Annotated in this window: 16 protein-coding genes and 1 pseudogene; 3 read left to right on the forward strand and 14 right to left on the reverse strand. The window is 38.3% G+C overall.

Translation table 11 applies throughout. The annotated features are described in order from the left end of the window. Nucleotides 1–98: 98 nt before the first annotated feature. From MSVAZ_RS08240 to MSVAZ_RS18805, 4 genes are all read right to left on the reverse strand, one after another. The gene (locus tag MSVAZ_RS08240) at nt 99–596 is read right to left on the reverse strand and encodes a hypothetical protein (RefSeq protein WP_048120098.1); all 498 of its coding nucleotides are present in this window, start codon (nt 594–596) and stop codon (nt 99–101) included. A 280-nt stretch (nt 597–876) separates the two neighbouring features. After that, nucleotides 877–2109, reverse strand: coding sequence for an MgtC/SapB family protein (locus MSVAZ_RS08245; protein ID WP_231592538.1), 1233 nt, complete (start codon nt 2107–2109; stop codon nt 877–879). 628 nt (nt 2110–2737) lie between these two features. Continuing rightward, nucleotides 2738–3397, reverse strand: coding sequence for a metallophosphoesterase (locus MSVAZ_RS08250; RefSeq protein WP_048120102.1), 660 nt, complete (start codon nt 3395–3397; stop codon nt 2738–2740). A 704-nt stretch (nt 3398–4101) separates the two neighbouring features. Continuing rightward, nucleotides 4102–4812: a glycoside hydrolase family 16 protein gene (locus tag MSVAZ_RS18805; RefSeq protein WP_157206049.1), complete on the reverse strand. Its 711-nt coding sequence runs from the start codon at nt 4810–4812 to the stop codon at nt 4102–4104. A gap of 1239 nt (nt 4813–6051) precedes the next feature. Here MSVAZ_RS18805 and MSVAZ_RS08260 point away from each other — a divergent pair. Beyond that, the gene (locus MSVAZ_RS08260; protein ID WP_198146822.1) at nt 6052–7134 is read left to right on the forward strand and encodes a glycosyltransferase family 39 protein; all 1083 of its coding nucleotides are present in this window, start codon (nt 6052–6054) and stop codon (nt 7132–7134) included. An 80-nt stretch (nt 7135–7214) separates the two neighbouring features. Further along, nucleotides 7215–8342, forward strand: a complete 1128-nt coding sequence (locus tag MSVAZ_RS08265) for a glycosyltransferase (RefSeq protein ID WP_048120106.1) — start codon at nt 7215–7217, stop codon at nt 8340–8342. Nucleotides 8343–9250: 908 nt separating this feature from the next. Here MSVAZ_RS08265 and MSVAZ_RS08270 read toward each other — a convergent pair. The 6 genes from MSVAZ_RS08270 to MSVAZ_RS08295 form a co-directional block, all read right to left on the reverse strand. Next, nucleotides 9251–9595, reverse strand: coding sequence for a hypothetical protein (locus MSVAZ_RS08270; protein WP_048120108.1), 345 nt, complete (start codon nt 9593–9595; stop codon nt 9251–9253). A gap of 306 nt (nt 9596–9901) precedes the next feature. Continuing rightward, nucleotides 9902–11623: a dipeptide ABC transporter ATP-binding protein gene (locus MSVAZ_RS08275; protein WP_048120110.1), complete on the reverse strand. Its 1722-nt coding sequence runs from the start codon at nt 11621–11623 to the stop codon at nt 9902–9904. Beyond that, nucleotides 11610–12584 (reverse strand): ABC transporter permease, encoded by a 975-nt coding sequence (locus MSVAZ_RS08280; protein ID WP_048120112.1) that lies wholly within the window; start codon nt 12582–12584, stop codon nt 11610–11612. The genes MSVAZ_RS08275 and MSVAZ_RS08280 overlap by 14 nt, the downstream gene beginning before the upstream one ends. Beyond that, nucleotides 12581–13417, reverse strand: a complete 837-nt coding sequence (locus MSVAZ_RS08285; RefSeq protein WP_232316258.1) for an ABC transporter permease — start codon at nt 13415–13417, stop codon at nt 12581–12583. The genes MSVAZ_RS08280 and MSVAZ_RS08285 overlap by 4 nt, the downstream gene beginning before the upstream one ends. A gap of 175 nt (nt 13418–13592) precedes the next feature. After that, nucleotides 13593–14453, reverse strand: a complete 861-nt coding sequence (locus MSVAZ_RS08290) for a class I SAM-dependent methyltransferase (RefSeq protein ID WP_048120114.1) — start codon at nt 14451–14453, stop codon at nt 13593–13595. After that, the gene (locus MSVAZ_RS08295) at nt 14431–16104 is read right to left on the reverse strand and encodes an ABC transporter substrate-binding protein (RefSeq protein WP_048120116.1); all 1674 of its coding nucleotides are present in this window, start codon (nt 16102–16104) and stop codon (nt 14431–14433) included. Before MSVAZ_RS08295 ends, MSVAZ_RS08290 begins: the two co-directional genes overlap by 23 nt. A 339-nt stretch (nt 16105–16443) precedes the next feature. Between MSVAZ_RS08295 and MSVAZ_RS08300 the strand changes: the two are divergent. Continuing rightward, a pseudogene (locus tag MSVAZ_RS08300) lies at nt 16444–17433 on the forward strand (IS110 family transposase); the annotation flags it as partial. A 57-nt stretch (nt 17434–17490) separates the two neighbouring features. On the opposite strand, the gene MSVAZ_RS08305 reads toward MSVAZ_RS08300, so the two are convergent. From MSVAZ_RS08305 to MSVAZ_RS08320, 4 genes are all read right to left on the reverse strand, one after another. Next, nucleotides 17491–17835 carry a carboxymuconolactone decarboxylase family protein gene (locus MSVAZ_RS08305; protein WP_048120117.1) on the reverse strand — a complete coding sequence of 115 codons (345 nt, stop codon included), beginning with the start codon at nt 17833–17835 and terminating at the stop codon, nt 17491–17493. A gap of 262 nt (nt 17836–18097) precedes the next feature. After that, a complete protein-coding gene (locus tag MSVAZ_RS08310) occupies nt 18098–18319 on the reverse strand; it encodes a DUF2180 family protein (protein WP_052725385.1) in 222 nt (73 codons plus the stop codon). Nucleotides 18320–18346: 27 nt separating this feature from the next. Beyond that, nucleotides 18347–18577 (reverse strand): DUF2180 family protein, encoded by a 231-nt coding sequence (locus MSVAZ_RS08315; protein ID WP_048120119.1) that lies wholly within the window; start codon nt 18575–18577, stop codon nt 18347–18349. 210 nt (nt 18578–18787) lie between these two features. Continuing rightward, nucleotides 18788–18913, reverse strand: coding sequence for a desulfoferrodoxin FeS4 iron-binding domain-containing protein (locus tag MSVAZ_RS08320; protein ID WP_048120120.1), 126 nt, complete (start codon nt 18911–18913; stop codon nt 18788–18790). Nucleotides 18914–18934 lie beyond the last annotated feature (21 nt).

Below are 18934 nucleotides of genomic sequence, written 5' to 3' on the forward strand. Positions count from 1 at the left end.
CAATTTTTGATTTTTGAATTTTTGATTTTTGAATTTCGTATATGGAAAAGTCAGTTGAATACCTAATCACTAAAATGATCCTGAAAACTCATGGTTATTTAGAATAAAATAGGTTTTGGGCTAGGTTCCGAATGTAAGTCCATCGTTGTGTCCGATTGTGCAGGCTCTTTTTCGGCAGCTGGTTTGCATTCGCGGCAAATATATTTCAGCTCATATTGTTTATCGATGTCAATACGGTCCAGATATTTATAAAACGTTTTGCACATCCGATATTTGCAGTCGCTGAACGCAGTCTGTATTTGCTCCTCTATCGGTTGTGCAGACTCAAGAAAATACTCCTTCCCACACTTCTTACATTCCGTTTTCGTGATGCATAGTATATGTACAGTTTCAATGCCAGTCGATAACGATTTTTCAGAGGTCCGAGCGACTGCTTTAAGCACAACTCTGGCAGTGTCATCGTTTAGCTCGGAGCCACAATCGCAAAGTTTACTGTTCTCGAAAATTTTACTATAATCAATTTCAATACATTTGTCGTTCAGCGCTTTCTTATGATCTGCACAGACATACACGTCCATCGCATCTGTCTCGTCCATATTATCACAGTGAAATATTATGCACTGTTTACAGTATAAACTTTTTCATAAACTTGCAAATCGCTCAATATTGAATATCCTGAGGTCAAACTCACAAAATAGCCAGCTTAGCCAGTTAAATAAGATTTGTTCTTACCCTGGAGGGACTTAAATCCCCAAGTCATAAAAACGATAACAGAAAAAATGTTATTTTACTTTTTCAAATTACTTTTGTTTTTTTAGCAATTGCTACTTTTAAAAATCTTTCAACTCGTGTATGAGATCTAAAAGTCAGGCCCTGTTACATGAAGTTCCACAAAATTAAAGAAAGGATCCCAAAAACTGTAATTATCCCAAAAGTCTTCTTTGTAAGGGCGAAAAGGTTGGGGGAACCGGAAATTTTCGAAAGCAGGATCTTGTTAATCGTGCTAATCAGGCTTGCAAGCACTGCAGTGTTCGCTGCGGTTGCATAGGAAATATTTCCACTTACTGCAAGTAAGGTTACCGAAACAATCACTCCCGAACTGCTAACAAGAGCACCCAGGGCGGTAACGTAAATTCCGGCAGTCCCTGCAACTTTATAAGCAAAACTTCCTACTACCAGGATGACGGTAAAAGCAAAGCCGAATTTAAACGCCTGTCCAAGTGAGAAAGGAGATTCAATTTTAAGTTCTCCTCCACTTATAGGGCAGAATTTTTTGTCATACCTGAGAACTATTGCTACAGAAGCAAGGATGATCACTGCCTGGGGAGGAAGCATATGCAAAGTTGTCTGGCCAGTCGGATCAACAATCAGGGCTAATACAAGGTTCCGAATGAGCATGGAGATATTGCAGAGCAGTATTCCGGTAAGCACGGGATCGGCCATTTCCTCCACTAGTTTTGAGAGACCTGCAAGCGCGGCTGTTGTTGCCTCACTGTTCACAAAGCCTCCTACAAAACCTGAATAACAGATTCCACGCTTTGTGCCGAACTTTCTCAGGAGCACATAACTTAAAAAACTGATAAGAGAAACAAGAATTACAATAAGTATTGCAGTCCTGAAATTTATAATTCCGTAAAACTCCCTATCCGGCACTACCGGATAAAGTATAAAAGTCACGGCCAGAAACTGTATGGCATTGTAGAGTTCTTCTTTTGTCAGGTTTCCTGCGAACTGGTGAAGAGGCTGTTTCTGGATCAGAAGAAAAGCCACAACTATTGAAGAAATAATAGCAAACAGGCCATAATCATAGCCAACAAGCACTCCCATAACGAAAATGAAAAAGAGACTGATAGGGCTGGTAACTCCTATCCGTTTAAAGAGAAATATCTTGGAATAAGTGATTATGCAGCAAATTGCTCCGAAAAAGAGCGCAGCTACGTAAACAAAACCCGGCCCTTTTGCCTCGCTTACGAAAGCAGCTAACATACCTGTTATACAGGTTATGCTGTAAGTTCTCACCCCTGCAAAAATTTCATGTTCGATTCCTCTGTGCTCCCTTTCAATACCTACCATTATCCCTATAAGAAAAGAGATGGCAAGTTTTGTCATGAAATCCAGAAAAACCGGATCGAAACCAAAATCCTCTATGATGTCCGTGGCTCAACCTCTATAATTTTTCAAGTTATAAAATTCAGAGTCAAGTTCCAAGAAACTTCTATTTAATGTTTCTATTAAATCTCTATTAATATTTCCAGAACTTATTTAAGTATTCTATCTGCCAATTTACTCCGACATCTACCATTTAACGCTTTTATTCCCGTCTCTCAAAGCGCTTTTAATCAAACGCTATTTGCTTTTTATGCAAGTAAATAAAGAAAGTAAGTCGACGGAGGTAAGTGAATAATTGTGATAGCAAAATGGATTTTTCCTTAAGGTAAAGTAAACAGAGTGAGCTAAAATAAAATATAATTATATAGTACAGATTTTCCAGGTAATGAATTTAGTCCCTGAAAAGAGAAAAGGTTCAGAGTGTATTGAGGGCCTGTCTAATACTTTTTCAGGCAATTGCTACACCTGAATACCTGAGCTAAACCTGGTTGTCCCTGGGTAAATTTTCCAAGCCTGACTGAAGCTGATTAGAACTTGAGGCTTGGATGTTATTGAATCTTGTTATTTTACACTTGGATGTTATTGAATCTTGTTATTTTACGCTTGGATGTTATTGAATCTTGTTATTTTACACCTCTATAAATTTAACCTCAATAGATTTGTTTTCCTCCTTTTCTCCGAGAGTTATAAGGGTGCAGGAGCCTTTACAGGCTTCGCCAGGGTTTACCACTACAGTCTTTCCGACCTGCTCCAGGCCTTTTGCCTCATGGATGTGTCCGCAGACGATCAGGTCAACACGGTCAAGGAATTTCTGGATAGCCGTGCTGCCCACGTGTCCGAAAGGAAGTTCATCTCTTGCACCGTAAGGTGGGGCATGCGTCAGAAGCACTATGGTGCCGCAATCTTTGTCGTTTTCGGCAGAGCGGACCATTCCTTCAAGGGTCTTTTCAATTTCGTCTTCGGATAACTCAAAGGGAGAATTGAAAGGGGTGGGATTTGAGCCGCCCAGGCCTATAAACCTGATATTTCCTATCTGTTCGGCTTTTCCGTGCAGGTTAGTAGCTTTAGAAGCGTCAAGGGCTTTTAAAATGCTCCTATAGTCGCAATTACCCGGGATCGCAAGTACAGGTCTGTCAAACATTTCCATCAGTTCTTCAACCTTCTCATCGGGCCCAAAATTAGTAATGTCCCCAACAATAACTACAAGATCAAAATCTCCTGCCTTTTCAATCATTTCCTTTATTTTCGAATAATCTCCATGGGGGTCAGTAATAGCCAGTATCTTCATTTTTATCAGGTCCTGTTATTAGTAGCTATTATCAATAAGGTTTCTGTTATTCATGTTTGTTCGTAGAAGTCATATCATTCATAGCTATTCGAAAAGACCCTATCGCGTCGAATTTTTTTGATAAACTTTTTTTTCACCTTTTTTCTAAAAAAATTTGAAAAATATTGAGGGAATTGACGCAACTTGTCATGATTACTCACTTAAACAAAGATGCATGAATGCGGATTTATTGAACTTTTATGCAGAAGGTAAAAGCAACTGTAGTCACGCCTGTAATTGTTGCAACAAAAAACTTCATTGTACCTCATTGGGCAGTTTCATTATTTAGCCTCGTGACTATGTATCGTGTATTTAGAAACCGTGACTATATGTCGTGTATTTAGAAACCGTGACTATATGTCGTGTATTTAGAAACCGTGACTATATGTCGTGTATTTAGAAACCGTGACTATATATCGTGTACTTAGAAACCAATATATCATCCTTTATTCACCAAATATGATTAAAAGATTAAATTATTGGGATCTGTTTTAAAAATGCTAGCTGGAAAAAGTATTTATTTTCAAAAAATACTGCGCATCCTGGGCAGTAAGTAGAAACAGAAAAATTTGCTAATTTTGTCTCATTTTGTTTTTGAAATTGGAAGAGTTATGCCCTGAGAGCCGTATCTAAAAATTAAAAAAGGAAAGAGGCTTTCGCCTCAGTTAAGATGGCACATAACTAAAGTTAGATAAAACCATCTCTGCATTCTGTCCATTTATTGGCGCTAAATGACTCATAAGCCACATCTGCATCGCAACTCCGCCTTCTACATGCGGAATGCTTGTCTGATCTGTACAGTTCCAGTCAGATATGACAGCTCCGTTAGAAAGCTTTGCAGTAAAGTGGACATACGTTGGCTCCCAATCAAAACTGTATGTTACGTCTGCAGCGTTCTGGTAAGGAGAGTCATAAGTTATCGCACTCTGGTATGCATTTGGCTGGACACTATAACTAAGTCTGTCACTGTATATCCAGCCCCACTGAGTAGCTTCAATATCTATCTCATTGGTATCGTTATGGCGGAAAAACATAGCAGCTACAATATTCGGATCGAGATTCAGTATTGGTGATGAAACCGTCCACTTGTATACACCATAGCTATAGTCAGTGGATGTTGTGTCAACTTCTGTTGAATACCAGATATCTCCGACTTTCTGGATTGTAAGGTGTAGTTTCTGGTTTTCATCAATCCAAACATTATTGCTGGAACTGCTCCAGTAGTTACCACCAGGATTACCAGTTCCACTTCTTACCCACCACTCCTTACCACACCAATTTAAATAGGTGTCTGCAGCAGCGGTGTTTGCAATCAAAAGCAAGCCTAATGTACTTAACATTACGAGCTTTAGATATTTTTTGTTCATATTACTCATAATATGAATGGCATAACTTGATGAAAAATTAGCATGTTTTTCTTTTAATAGAAAAGTTCAAATATCTCAGAATTAATATAGAAGTTTACAAAATTTAAGCATTAATGATAATTAATTAGAAAATAAAGATTACTTAATCTTAAGACAGCATTTAAGAGGAAAAACACCCTCAATGGCCAGACCCACCGAAATTTTTGGCGTAATATAAATTAACTATTTATTTGTAAACATAACTATTTATATATATCTTATATCTAAAAGTCGTACTTCCTTTTTTATAATATAGAGCCGTAAAAGTATTTTTTTGCTCTATTTAGTAATTCAGAATGTTCACTGATGGTAATTGTCCTTCTTTCTCGAACAGTAGATTTTTGCTTCAATTTGCAGTTTCCAAAATCTTTTTTATTAAAATAGAAAGTGATCTTCATTGGTCATCGGTTAAGGAATTTTTTTGCCTGAAAGCTATTGATATTGCATTAGAAGCCAGCCTTAAATTTTGGCCTATTAACATGAAATTGATACCCGGGCCCAGTTAATAATATACAAAATATTCGATAAATGTTAAGGGCATTGACGCAATTTGTCACGTTTCCTTACTTAAACGAAGACGCATGAAAAACTACCTGCCTGAATACTGCGGCAACACTTTTAATACTATATATATTATAAGATAATCACTTTGAAAAAACAGTGTTAATTTTTCAAAAAATATAAATATAAAAAACTGTAATAAGAGAAAATAGAATTGATCATAAAATGTTCCATCTTGTTAAATTAAACATAATATTTTTATTTATTAACTTCTATGTTCCTATTCACACATACTAACTAAAATTTATACTAATATTTCATTAAAAACAGAAAGTTAGATTAAATAAACTTTAGATTTTACAATTATACCTTGAACTCAAAAAATTAACAGGTTGTAACAGACTCTGACAACATATATAGTATATTTTTATTTATAATCTTACACGTTTTATCGTTTCCACTTAAAGCAAAAGATCACTTGAAAAAGCAAAAGATCACTTGAATTCTGAAGATTTGTGAATGCAAAATTCAGGATATAAAGCTTATATTACTGAGCTAAAATGTTTGCGTTTTAAAATAAATGCAAAAATAAAACATGGATTGAACAGGAAATAGTATCTTATGAACTCAATTTCATTTTCCAAACACAGACCTCATGTCCCTGAAATAAAATATATCCTATTGATGTTCTTCAGTACGCGAATAATTTTGAGTATAATCGGGGTAATATCCCGTAAAATTTTATCAGTATACGGAGAGTCTCAATTCGCCTGTCAACCTGACTGGATAGGTCATGTCTGGCTGGATATATGGGGTGTTTGGGATACAGGCTGGTATATGAAGATTTCTCAGTCTGGTTACACTCCAGTTTCTCTGGGTCAGGTTATTTCACAGGAGACTAATATCGCATTTTTTCCCTTATACCCCTTACTTATGAGACTTTTAAGCCTGGTTACAGGAAATGAGTATCTTGCCGGCTTAATAATATCAAACTTTTGTTTGATAATTTCTTGTGTTTATCTTTACCGGCTTGTAAGGCTTGATTATGATGAAGACACCTCCATTAAATCAATAAAATATCTACTTCTTTTTCCGGTCTCTTTCATCCTTTCGGGAGTTTTCACCGAGTCCCTGTATCTCACTCTTACTTTGGTGTGTTTCTATTATGCCAGAACAAGTAAATGGTACATAGTTGGAATCACAGGGTTCTTTTTATCCCTAACAAGGTCTACTGGTGTTCTTATCATTTTACCTTTACTTTACGAGGGTCTTATGCCCTTGATAAGAGATAAGGAAAACTTAAAAAACCTTAAAAACTCCATGCATAAGATACTGCCTCTTTTTTATCTCTCCCTAATTCCCCTGGGCACAATTTCTTTCATGATTTTTAATTATCACCTAACTGGAGATTTCATGGCTTTTGCACATGCTCAGGTAATGTGGCAAAGGCATTTTGGAAATCCTCTGGAGACTCTACTTAACGGTTATCATGGGAATACTGGCACAGCCTTCGAGGCAGTTTTTGCCGTTATTACTATCTTTATAGTTATATTGTTTTACAGAAAGATCCGGTTTTCTTACTGGTTGTTTTGTATGTATTCTCTTTTCGTCCCACTTTGTACAGGAATTCAGTCCATGCCTCGTTTTATTCTTGTAATTTTTCCGATTTACATCCTCTTTGCGGACATTACTAAAAACCACATTTCAGAAGACCTTGTTACGCTATCTTTTGCTCTTCTCCAGGGTTTTTTAATGGTTTTCTGGACTAATAGTTTCAATTTGGTGGTATAAAATGAGATTTTTTATAAATTTCATACAAGTACATGATTATTATTTTGCTTATTATATTTAAGTCACAAGTTGGAGTTAAAATGTATTCTAATTATGAACTAACAGTAATTATTCCCACCTTTAATGAAGAGGTCAATATTGCCAGGATGATCGAAGCTGTGAATTCAACCCTTTCATTAAATAAAATTCATGGTGAGATTCTTATTGTTGATGACGAATCTCGCGACAAAACTATTAAAATTGTCGAGGAGCTTATGCTGAAATACAATAATCTGAGAATTATTGTAAGGCACACAGACCATGGTCTTTCACAATCTGTAGTTGAGGGCTTCAGGCAGGCAAATTCGAACGCTTTTATGGTAATTGATGCCGATTTTTCTCATCCTCCGGAATTAATTCCTCTTTTTTATGAAGAAATAAAAAAAGGAACAGATATCGTCATAGGAAGTCGATATACTCGAGGAGGAGGCATTAAACAATGGCCTCTTAAACGTCGGATTTTATCTCTTGGAGCAACTGGCCTCGGAAGAATACTATTTCCTGAAATTACAGACCCTGTAAGCGGATTTTTTGCCCTAAAAAAGAAAGTGGTCTCCGGAGCTCAACTCCACCCAAGAGGGTACAAAATTCTGATGGAAGTCCTTGGGAAAGGAAAATGGAATTCAGTTGTAGAGATTCCGTTTACATTTACAGATCGGGAGAATGGAGAGAGTAAGCTCACTTTTTGCATCATAACTGACTATGTAAAACAAATTTCAAATATCGCTAAGTATTCTCTTGTTTTTCGTAATAACCATGTCTGGAATGAATGGGAAAAATTGGGAAAATTCTGTTTTGTCGGATTGTCCGGGGTACTGGTCAACGTAGGTTCTTTATATTTATTTACTGAATACATAGGCCTTTATTATATTATATCCAGTTTAGTAGCAATCGAAATATCTATCCTGAGTAATTTTTTCCTGAATGACTACTGGACATTTAAACTGAAGGATAAGGCCAACAAATATACACAGAATAGATTTAAGAGATTCTTTTCTTTCCAGTGTATCTCAATTGTGGGACTTATTATTAATATAGGAGTACTGTATTTCCTGACAGATTTCTTTGGTATCTATTATCTGGTTTCAAACCTCATAGGAATAGTAATTGTCTTTTTTTGGAACTATCTTATGAACAGACATGTTACATGGAAACTGAAAACTTACTAATAAAAAATAAGAAGAATACATAACATAGAAGTGCCGCTAAACACAGTACGAAAATTCAGTACGAAGTATTGCCGAATCCCTCTTTTAATCATGGCTTTGTCAGCATTCTGTATTTCAGCGAAGATAACCATGGTTAAACTTTATTTCAAAGAAGTGCGATTTTTGCTTGGATTTCTCCTCAAAACCACTATCAGATTTACATTTCGACCCTAAATTCCGCCTTTTTAGGCGCATATATTCTTTTCTTTATCTCTGTGAGGTCAGAAGATTACGATTTAAAAATTTTACCTTGCATATGATGTGCCTAAGTCTGAGCACATGTATCGATTTCCAACGACATTTATGTGCCTAAAAATGCGGAACTAAGTTTGAAAGATATTATTGAAAAAAACTTTGACAAAAAATCCATTTGATGTCGTAATCAATATTATAAAAAATAAATTCTGTTTAATTTTTAAGGGGGGTCGAAATGTAAAATATAGTACATATTTTACTTTTGGATATAACTTTATATCCAAAATACCAGATAGTTTATCATATTAAGTGTTATCAATGAAAAACGAAATCAGAGATTAAACATCTGATTTGATAGTTTAATGATATAGCTAAAAACTTTGTGTTTTATATAGAATGCATTAGTATTAAATTATGGAGTTCAAAGATCTCTGAAAAACCAATTGAATCCAAATGCTCAGAGACTTAATTAAGTTAGCTTTAAACGTTTAAAGTTTTACTTAATCCTGTCTCTGGAGTCAAATCACGGGGTGAGAGGAAATGACAACAAGAGTACACCTATAAACGGTGTACTTTTGTTGCTTTCCTGCTGGAAAATATTGAGGCTACTATGGCTTCTTGAGAGAATCGCTATAGTATTGTTCTACAATTACTGCTCCCTAAATAATTTATAACTATTTTGGGGAGTACACAAAAAGCTCTGTGATTGGAAACTGGTGAAGTTGTATGGAGAAGTAACTGAAGATGTGTACGGCGATCAGATAACCCTTTTTATGTAGAATAATCTTCAACGACTCAGTACCAAAATCTAGTGCATTGATTCCAAGTATGTCCAAAACGGATTTTTTGAAAGCAGCGGAAAGTACTGAAGACACGGAAATCAGTAGTAAAGGCGTGTTTCTTCCGTGTTTTCTGTGTTTTCCGTGTTTTCTATGTTTTCCGTGTTTTCCGTGTTTTCCATGTTTGTAATATCCAGACCGAATCACTCTATGACCGGCTACGTTTTCCGTGTTTTCCATGTTTGTAATATCCAGACCGAATCACTCTGTGACCGGCTGCGTTTTCTGTGTTACAAAATTCCTGTGACTTTAAAATCAAATTGCGGGAGGCCACCCCACCCTAAACAGGCTGTCCGACAATTATTGGTAGTAATAAAAAGTGATATAAATAAAGCAAATAAGACCTTTAAATCAAAAAAGAAGGAATCATTTTATTACCAAAAGTAATTGTTGGACAGCCTGTAAAGGACGGGGTATTCGTGACCCTCTGCGCTCCCACAGTAATAAACAGTGATGATTTACTAATTTTAAAAAAGATCATGATGCTTAATGAGTATGACAACACAGTCCTATTCTTGACCCCACAAGCCTTTTTGTATACTCATCAGAAGGTGAGAGCATTACATCATGGGAATTCCCCATCTCTACAATCTTTCCGGAATTCATAACGGCTATTCTGTCAGCAATCTTTAGTGTCAGGGAGAGATCGTGTGAAATATATATCATTGCAAACCCTCTCCTGTTCTGAAGGCCCTTTAAAAGACGCAATATATTTGCAGAGGTTGAAACATCCAGAGCCGAAGTTATTTCATCGGCAATAAGAAGTTTTGGCTCCATAACCATTGCTCTTGCAAGTGCAACCCTCTGCCTCTGCCCGCCGCTGAGTTCCCCGCAATATTTACTGAGGAAATTGTCAGTACTGGGAAGACGAACAAGTTCAAGGGTACTTTTAACCATTTTCAGTCTATCTCCATTGGATCCGATCTTATTGATATAAAGAGGCTCTTTGATTGCATCAAGCACAGTAAACCTGTTGCTGGTTGAACTGAATGGGTCCTGGAATACTATCTGAATACCGTTGAACCTGCTTCCATAGTTTCCCCCGACAACATTCCCATCCATAAACAATACCTCTCCGCACTCGGGCCTTATCACATTTGCAAGAATATGTGCGAGGGTCGACTTCCCCGAACCGGTCTGGCCGACAATTGCAAGAACCTCTCCTTCCCTCACTTCCAGATTAACGTTGTCAACTGCCTGAAGATCTTTTCCATCTGGCAGGCGGTAGCTGAAACTCAGGTTTTTAGCCACCAGAAGGTCTGCTATGCCCCCTCTATGGCATGCAATTTCCCTCCCATCTCCTATCGGCTTCAGAACCGGAGAAACTTTACTGCAGATATCGATTTTTTGTGTACATCTCGGGCTGAAAGGACAGCCTTTAAACTCATCTCCTGTCGGAACATCCCCGGGAATTCCCCATAAATCTTTATAAACGAAAATATCCGGGGTAGAGTGGACAAGGCCCCTTGTATAAGGATGACGGGGAGATACGAGAATATCCCTTACAGGTCCTGTTTCAACAACCCTTCCTGAATACATAACAGCAATCCTGGACGCAACAGAAGATACAAAAGTGATATCATGAGAGATCATTAACATCGTATACCTGTTCTTCTTTTGAAGGTCGACCAGAAGGTCCCTGATTTCCTTTCGGGTAAATGCGTCAAGGGCAGAAGTAACTTCATCGAGAATCAGTAATTTCGGGTCGCATGAAAGAGCCATTGCCAGAAGAACCCTCTGCCTCATGCCACCGGATAATTGATGCGGATATGAATCCATCCATTCAGGATCGAGGCCAACTTTTCTGAACAGATCAGCACATTTACTCTGTGCTTTCTCAGGGCTGATATCAAGGTGCTTTATCATCGGTTCTCTTACCTGAACGCCCACTTTCATAACAGGGTTCAGCACCTCAAGACTGTTCTGAAAAACTATTGCAATATCCTTCCATCTGAATTTGTCCATTTCAGGTTCAGGCAAAGAGGAGATTAGCTCATCCCTGTAAAGAATTTCCCCTGAAATAGCTGTATTTTCCGGTAATAGCCCTATAATCCCGAGAGCAACAGTGGTCTTGCCACTTCCGGATTCTCCGACAATGCCCAGAATTTCTCCTTTTTCAATCTCAAAAGAAATGCCGTCAACAGCCTTAACAGTATCAATGTCAGTCAGATAGTGGCATTTAAAATCATTGATTTTAAGCAGACTCATGATCAGAACCCTTTTTTATCTTTAATTTCGGATCAAGTATCCTTTCCATATCCCTGCTTATGAACGCAAGACAGAGCAGGAGGAAAATGAGCATAAACAACGGAGGCAATAACCACCATTTCCAGTAAGGTGTAAAATATATCGAACGGAAACTGGTTGCATGATTAAGCATCATTCCCCAGCTCTTGGAAGTAGGATCTCCGAGGCCCAGGAAGGCAAGTCCTGCTTCGGCTATGATTGCGTGTGAGGATATGCCGATAACAAGCACAAAAAGGACAGGCAGAACTTCAGGAAATATATGCCTCCAGAGCAGGTAAAATGGTTTTGCGCCGTAGTTCCGGGCGGCAATAATATAGCTGTTCTTCTTTAGCGACAGTGTCTGGGAACGCGCAATACGTGCGGGTTTGGCCCAGCTGAAAAGAACAAGTATAAGAATCACGTTAAGAATACTTGGCCCAAGAAAAGCAGATATTACAATAAGGAGAGGAAAGCTTGGAAGAGCCATTGTCACATCAATTACTCTCATAAGGCTCTGATCAATGTACCCTCCAATATATCCTGCCAGTATTCCAATGGCTCCTCCCCCAAAACCTGCTATAAAGGCTACTGCAAGCCCTATTGTAAGGCTCATTCTGGCACCGTAACATACCTGTGACCAGATATCCATACCGAGTTCATCGGTCCCAAGTATGTGTCCGGGACCGGGAGGTTCAAGTGAATCCCCTGTGATCTTCTGAGGAGGATAAATTGTTATCACAGGAGCAAAAACTGCCATTAAAATGATGCAGAGAATTCCAAAGATACCAATTTTACCTTCAGTACTGAACCTGGAGAATGGCTTAACTATACTGCTGACAATTCTGTTTATACTGCTAACAATTCTGTTAATTCTGTCAATATTCAAAGCCTGAACAAACGAAAGTATTCCGGCATTTCCAGAGGCAGCAGTATCTTTCATCATGTCACAACCCTCGGATCAAGTTTCCCGTATATTTTGTCAACCAGAAGGTTGCAGAGAAGTATGGAAACTGCAATTACCAGGAGAATACCCTGGATAAGCGGGTAATCCCGGCCGACTACAGCACTTCTGAGTGTCATCCCTATGCCTGGATAGGAAAAAACATTCTCAACCAGGACAACACCTCCCATCATTATGCCGATCGTAAAACCTGTTCTTGTCACTACAGGGAGCAGTGCATTCCGGAGTGCGTGCCGGATCCAAACTTTTTTTTCGCCCAGACCTTTGGCTCGGGCAGTTCGGATATAATCCTTTGTTGTCACTGTAATCAGTGTGTTTCTGGTGAGCAGGTATACGCCGGTCAGTTGTGAAAGTGATAGAGTCAAAACAGGCAGAAAGGCATGGTACGATATATCCAGTATCTGCTCTGCCAGACCATTATAGTTTGCAAAAGGAGTAACAGCACCTGCAAGTGGAAATAGCCTGAGATACACACTAAAAATCAGAAGAAGGATCAGCCCAAGCAGAAAGGAAGGAATTTCTGCAAAGGCAATCATACCAGTCATCATAATTCGATCACTCCCCTTCTTCCGGTTCTTTGCAGAAATTGTTCCAAGAACCACACCGGAGATTGTACTGATTACTGTCGCACTCACGACAATCAATATAGTCCAAGGAAGATGGAGCACTATTACGTCACTGACCGGCATTTTGTAATAAATACTCCTCCCAAGATTGCCAGTCATCAGGTTTTTCATATATGCTAAAAACTGTTCAGGCAACGGCCTATCAAGTCCGTAATAGTTTATGTAATAAAGATGCTGCTCCTCTGTCATTACAATAATATCTTCCCCAACTTCATCTGCGGAAGTGGTTGAGAATGGGTCTCCAGGCATCATCCTTGGTAGAAAAAAATTAATGACAAGAATTACAAAAAGTGTCGATAACAACCTAAAAATAAACGAATTCCTGTCATTTACCATCCAATCATCTTACCCCTTTACTATCCAATCATCTGCCGTTAACTTCCCAGGTCATCATACCGGTATATACATCAGACTCAGAATGGTAGATTCCATCCACAGAGGCGTTTTTATAATAATCTCTTATTTTTTCTTTTGTCTCGTCATCAAAATCGCGTCCCCTTCCGATGAAATCTATTGCCTGGTCTGCAGCTTCTCGCCAGTCTGTTTTTTCATCCCATTTAGAATAGTTAACCCTGATCAGTGGCCTGTAGCCTGAGATATAAAGATACATGAATGGAAAAACTATACCGTTCATGTTATTCTCGGATTTTTCACCGAGTATTGAACTCCTTATATCACGATATGCCCTGTCCTCTTCTCTTCTCAAAAAATTACTGTAATAACAGAGATTTTTTGAGCAAGCTATCATCTTGTCAAAACTTTCGATATCCTTTACTCCAGGAGTCATGGATGCAATTACTAGGTCAAATTCATTCCGGAATCCAAGCTCGTCTATGTCCGCGGTCCACCAGGAGCATTCAATGATATCTACCGGAAGAGACTCTTTTTTCACAGCATCTTTCAGTCTGTCGAGCATTCCGGATGAGATATCAAGTGCTGTCACCTCTGCTCCAAGTTTTGAAAGAGGAAGAGTGAGGGTACCGGGCCCGCACCCGATATCCAGGACTCTGGAACCTTCCGGAGTAAAGCCGGATTCTTCAAGTAATTCGAGAATCTCATCGGTCCTCTTTTTTCTGTTATCTTTTTCAATGTTATTGGCATAGTTTCCAGACCGTTTGTTCCAGAACTCTGCCATCCTGCCCTCATCCTGGATCATCCCATTACCTGTAGCTTTTTTCCAGCATTCGACCAGGTTATCCATGTTATCTTTTTGCTGCAATTCCATCCCTCTCTAAATACGAAAGAATACACTGTGTTCTTGCATGATGATCGTACCTGGTCATCCAGCCGTCATATTTTGAAATACGCCATATATCATACGACGTAGTATAATAGAGCGGTATTGTGGGTACATCATTAGCAAGCAAGGTCTGCATATTGTATACTATTTCTTTCCGTTTACTATCGTTCAATTCTTGCAATTCCCGAGTGCCAAGATCATTCAGGGTATCGTTGTGGTAACCAAATATTGCTGCTCCAGATGATACACTTCCTGACTGTGAACCTGTATCACAGTACCTTGTACGGAGATAATCTGCGTCTGCCCCCCAGCCGCCAAAGCCGCTTATCGCAAGTTCAAAGTCTCCGCTCTTTAGATTGGCATCACGGGATTTGCTCTCAAGGGCTTTTACCTGAATGTCAATTCCCACTTCACTTAATCTCTCTTTTATAAGTTCACCAATACGGACTTCGCCACTAGCAAGAGATAATACATATGACAGTTTTTCCCCATTGTTGTCACGTATTCCATCTCCATCTGTGTCAGTCCATCCGGCTTCTTCAAGCAATGTTCGAGCTTTATCCGGGTTGTAGTCATATTTCGGCTGGTCAGGATTATACCAGATATGGTCTTCAGGGAGTATGCCCATTTTACCGGCTTTCCCTGCACCTCTTGCGATCTTTTCCACCAGTTCATCGCGATCAATGGCGTAAGCAAAGGCCCGCCTTATTCTACTGTCATTTAGCTCAGGACAGTTTTTCATATTGAAATAAAACTGGTAACCCCAGAAAGCCGGCTGCTGGACTATTCTTATATCAGAGTCTGATTTGAACCGGTCAAGAGTATCAGGCGATATACTTGTGAAATCTATTTGTCCCTGTTCAAAAGCTATTAATGAGTCGCTGACCGGAATAAACTCGACGGCTTTAACGACAGGCTCTGGTCCCCAGAAATTCTCATTTGCTACAAACCGGTATGTTCCATGCTCTTTATTGTATTCATCAAGAATGTACGGACCAGTACCGATGACTGCCTTTGGATCAAGGAAACTGGTGGGATCGGAGACATCTTTGTATATATGTTCAGGTATGATTTCAAAACTCGTGAGCTTGTAAATGAATGTCGAAACAGGCTGAGCAAGTACGAACTTTACTGTACTGGAATTCACGACCTGAATATTATCTATAATATCGGACTCAATTCCGCCTGAAACGGGTACATTTTTCTGCTCATAATCGAAAGTAAATTTAACATCATTTGCTGTAAAAGGCACTCCATCGCTCCAGTTGACACCGTCACGGAGATAAACTGTATATTCTGTTCCATTTGAATTGACATCCCAGCTTTCAGCCAGCCAGGGAATTATACCTTTTTCATCCCTTTCGAACAGACTGTCAAAGATCATTCCAACTTTTGATGACCCAGGACCCCTCGGATATATCGTAAATGGCTGTGGATAGCCACAATCTCCTCCACTTAGATTAACAACATTCACATACTTTGATCCGTTGGAAGGGTTCTCAACCAATGCCCCGGTCTGATCAGAACTGTTTTCAGCCGATGACCCTGCCTGAGCACTGTCCTTATTAGTACAGCCCGCTGTCATTAAAATCAGGGCTATCAGGAAAATAGAAAATAATAACTTTTTTTTCTCCATCAAAGAACACCTATTTTGTGAATTAACCTGCCTAATCACCTGCAATAGGAATAAAGATACTAATAACGCCTACGTGTTATTACTTAAAACTATAAGAGTGTTACTAAATGTATTTGAAATAAAAAAACTTTATTAAATAAACTCCCAAAAAAATATATTAATTTGACAAGAATTTCCCAAAACAAAGTCAACCCGTTCAAAATATAGTTCTTGCCAAAAAAGAATTACTTTTCACTGAACTTTCATCCAGAATTATAATTCCATCTGCATAACCCAAAGAATACTCTCATTCATGGCTCTACAGAAATCTCGGAAAAAATGCAAAACGTAATCAAAATCATAGAGGTTTATAAATGTAAAAAAACGGACAAAATAGATTCAGAAGTAATTGCACAACTTGCATTGAATAAGATGGTTCAACCATCAAGAGTTTTTCCGAAAAGGCATAGAGAATTCAGGTCATACGTTAGGTTCAGACTAACTATTGTAAGGAAAAGAACCGATATTAAAAATGAAGCTCATGCTATCCTTTCTTCCGAAATGTTACATCTGGGTGATGTACTTACTGATATTTTTGGAAAAAATGGGAGAGCAATTCTAGCTGGAATCTCTTCAGGTAAGAATGTTGATCAGATTATAGAATCACTTTCTCCAAATGTAAAGAAAAAAGGTATTCAGATAAGAGAAATTCTGGACAGAGAAATCTCCCAGAGTGCTGCAATCAGACTTCAGATATGCCTGAACCTTATAAAACATTTAGATGATGAAATTGAAGTTCTGGAAAGGGAAATTTTCAATTATGCTTATCAAAAGCATAAAAGAGAAATGGAAATTTTGATGTCAGTTCCAGGTATTGGAGAGCTTGGTGTGGCAACTCTTATTGCTGAAATAGGTGATTTCAGGGATTTTTTATCGGGAGATAAACTTGCTTCATGGCTTGGTCTGGTTCCAAATGTGTATCAATCTGCAGATAAATACTATAACGGCAGAATCACAAAGAGAGGATCGAAAACAGCAAGATGGATTCTGATACAGATTGCTCAGGCAGCAGCAAGAACGAAAAATAGCAATTTAAAAGAGTTTTTTAACAGGAAAAAGAAGTCGATTGGACATTCTAAGGCAATCGTTGCTCTGGCAAGGAAAATTGCAACAATAATATGGCATCTTATCACAAAGGATGAGATGTACGAAGATGAAAAAGGATATAAAAAGGGAGAAATTCAAAAGAGAAAGATTGTTGAGACTGAGATATTCTCGGTTGATGAACGGATTAAAATAATTAGTGGAATATTCGCAATTATGGGAAAAGAGGGACGAGAGAGTACATGAGGAAGATATCTTCATGTACTTTCATGCTAAATAAATTAAATAAATGTTTTAAGTGTTTTATTTCAATAATTTCAGAGCTTCTCGGCAAGCAGCAACAGCCGGAGCTCCTGAGGTGATAAAGATAACTTCCATGGCTTCCATGATTTCTTCTTTAGTGACTCCATGATTAAGAGCACTTTTCATCTGCGCCACTGTACAGGCCTCACACTGCTTAGATGCCACAACTGCAAGAGCCATAAGGATTTTTGTTTTTGCAGGCAGAGCCCCGTCAGATAATAATTTTCCATCACAACGTCTGTACTTTGTAAGAAACTCAGGATCAAGTTCTTCAAGTGTTTCTAAGATCTGGGGCTTAAATCCCATTTTCTTTTCTATACTCTCTACTGTTTTATGGTCTGCCAAATTATGTCACCTACCTATAGAATAATATGTAGAAATATCAGACATTTCTTTTTATATTAAGACTTGACTGGTAAATAAAGAACTGCACAACTATAAATTTATAGATGAATCTTTGATTAAGCCCGTTCTGACCGATTTTCAACCCTTCTAGATTAGTACTTAGGGGCAAAGAAATTAGGGGCAAAGAAATAATGCCAATAAATTAAATTGGAACTAATCCTTCGGTCTAATGACGAACTGTAAAAATTTCGAAACCAGCTTTTTAGACGCAGCCGATGTCCCCAATAGTGGCGTCAATGCACTCACGACACATCATTCTGGGAAGATCTTTCTTTAGTGTCAAATGGGGAAGTGGATATCCTCCTTTCATAGGTAACTCTACTTCTTTGATATGATCCATGCAGAGACCTTTTCCACAGACAATGCAAACTCCTACTGCCTCACTTACTTTATTTTCTTCAGAGCAATCATAACATTTCAGCATTTTTTATCACCTCAACAAACTCCATTATCAACAAACTTCATTAAATAGACAGTTTTCCTTCAGGGCTTCATGGCAAGAATAGCACATAATTCTTTTAATGTGTTCAATGTCAGGCTTCAGTTCAATTGGATAACTTCCTTCCCATACAGGAGTTTCCTCGCGGATAAGATGCTCTTTGCAAACCCCTCTACCACACGCAATACAAATCCCAACGGCGTCCGTGTCTTTACCTTCTTTAGCGCATTCATAGCATTTCATAAGCTTTCCTCCAGGTAAGAAAAAGTTGTTTATTTATCCGAAAATTTGGTTAAGGAATGGTAAAAATATAACTTCAAATTTTCAGCTTGGGAATTGATCTGCAGTTCCGTTTCCCTAAATAATCATTTTTGGCAACAAAAACCTTTGATATTATATTTGAATCATTCCTAAATGCATGAAAGTATAATTAATTAAGTTATGCGGATGATTTTATTCCTCAACAAGAGTCATTTCCTGGCCACAACAAACAAGAGTTCCTCCACCTACTTCTTCTACTACAACTTCGTTACCGCATATCTCACAAAGATATCTTTCCCCTTTAGCAGATACACCCATAAACCTTTCACTCCTGTTCCG

The organism is Methanosarcina vacuolata Z-761 (assembly GCF_000969905.1).
Classification (GTDB): domain Archaea; phylum Halobacteriota; class Methanosarcinia; order Methanosarcinales; family Methanosarcinaceae; genus Methanosarcina; species Methanosarcina vacuolata.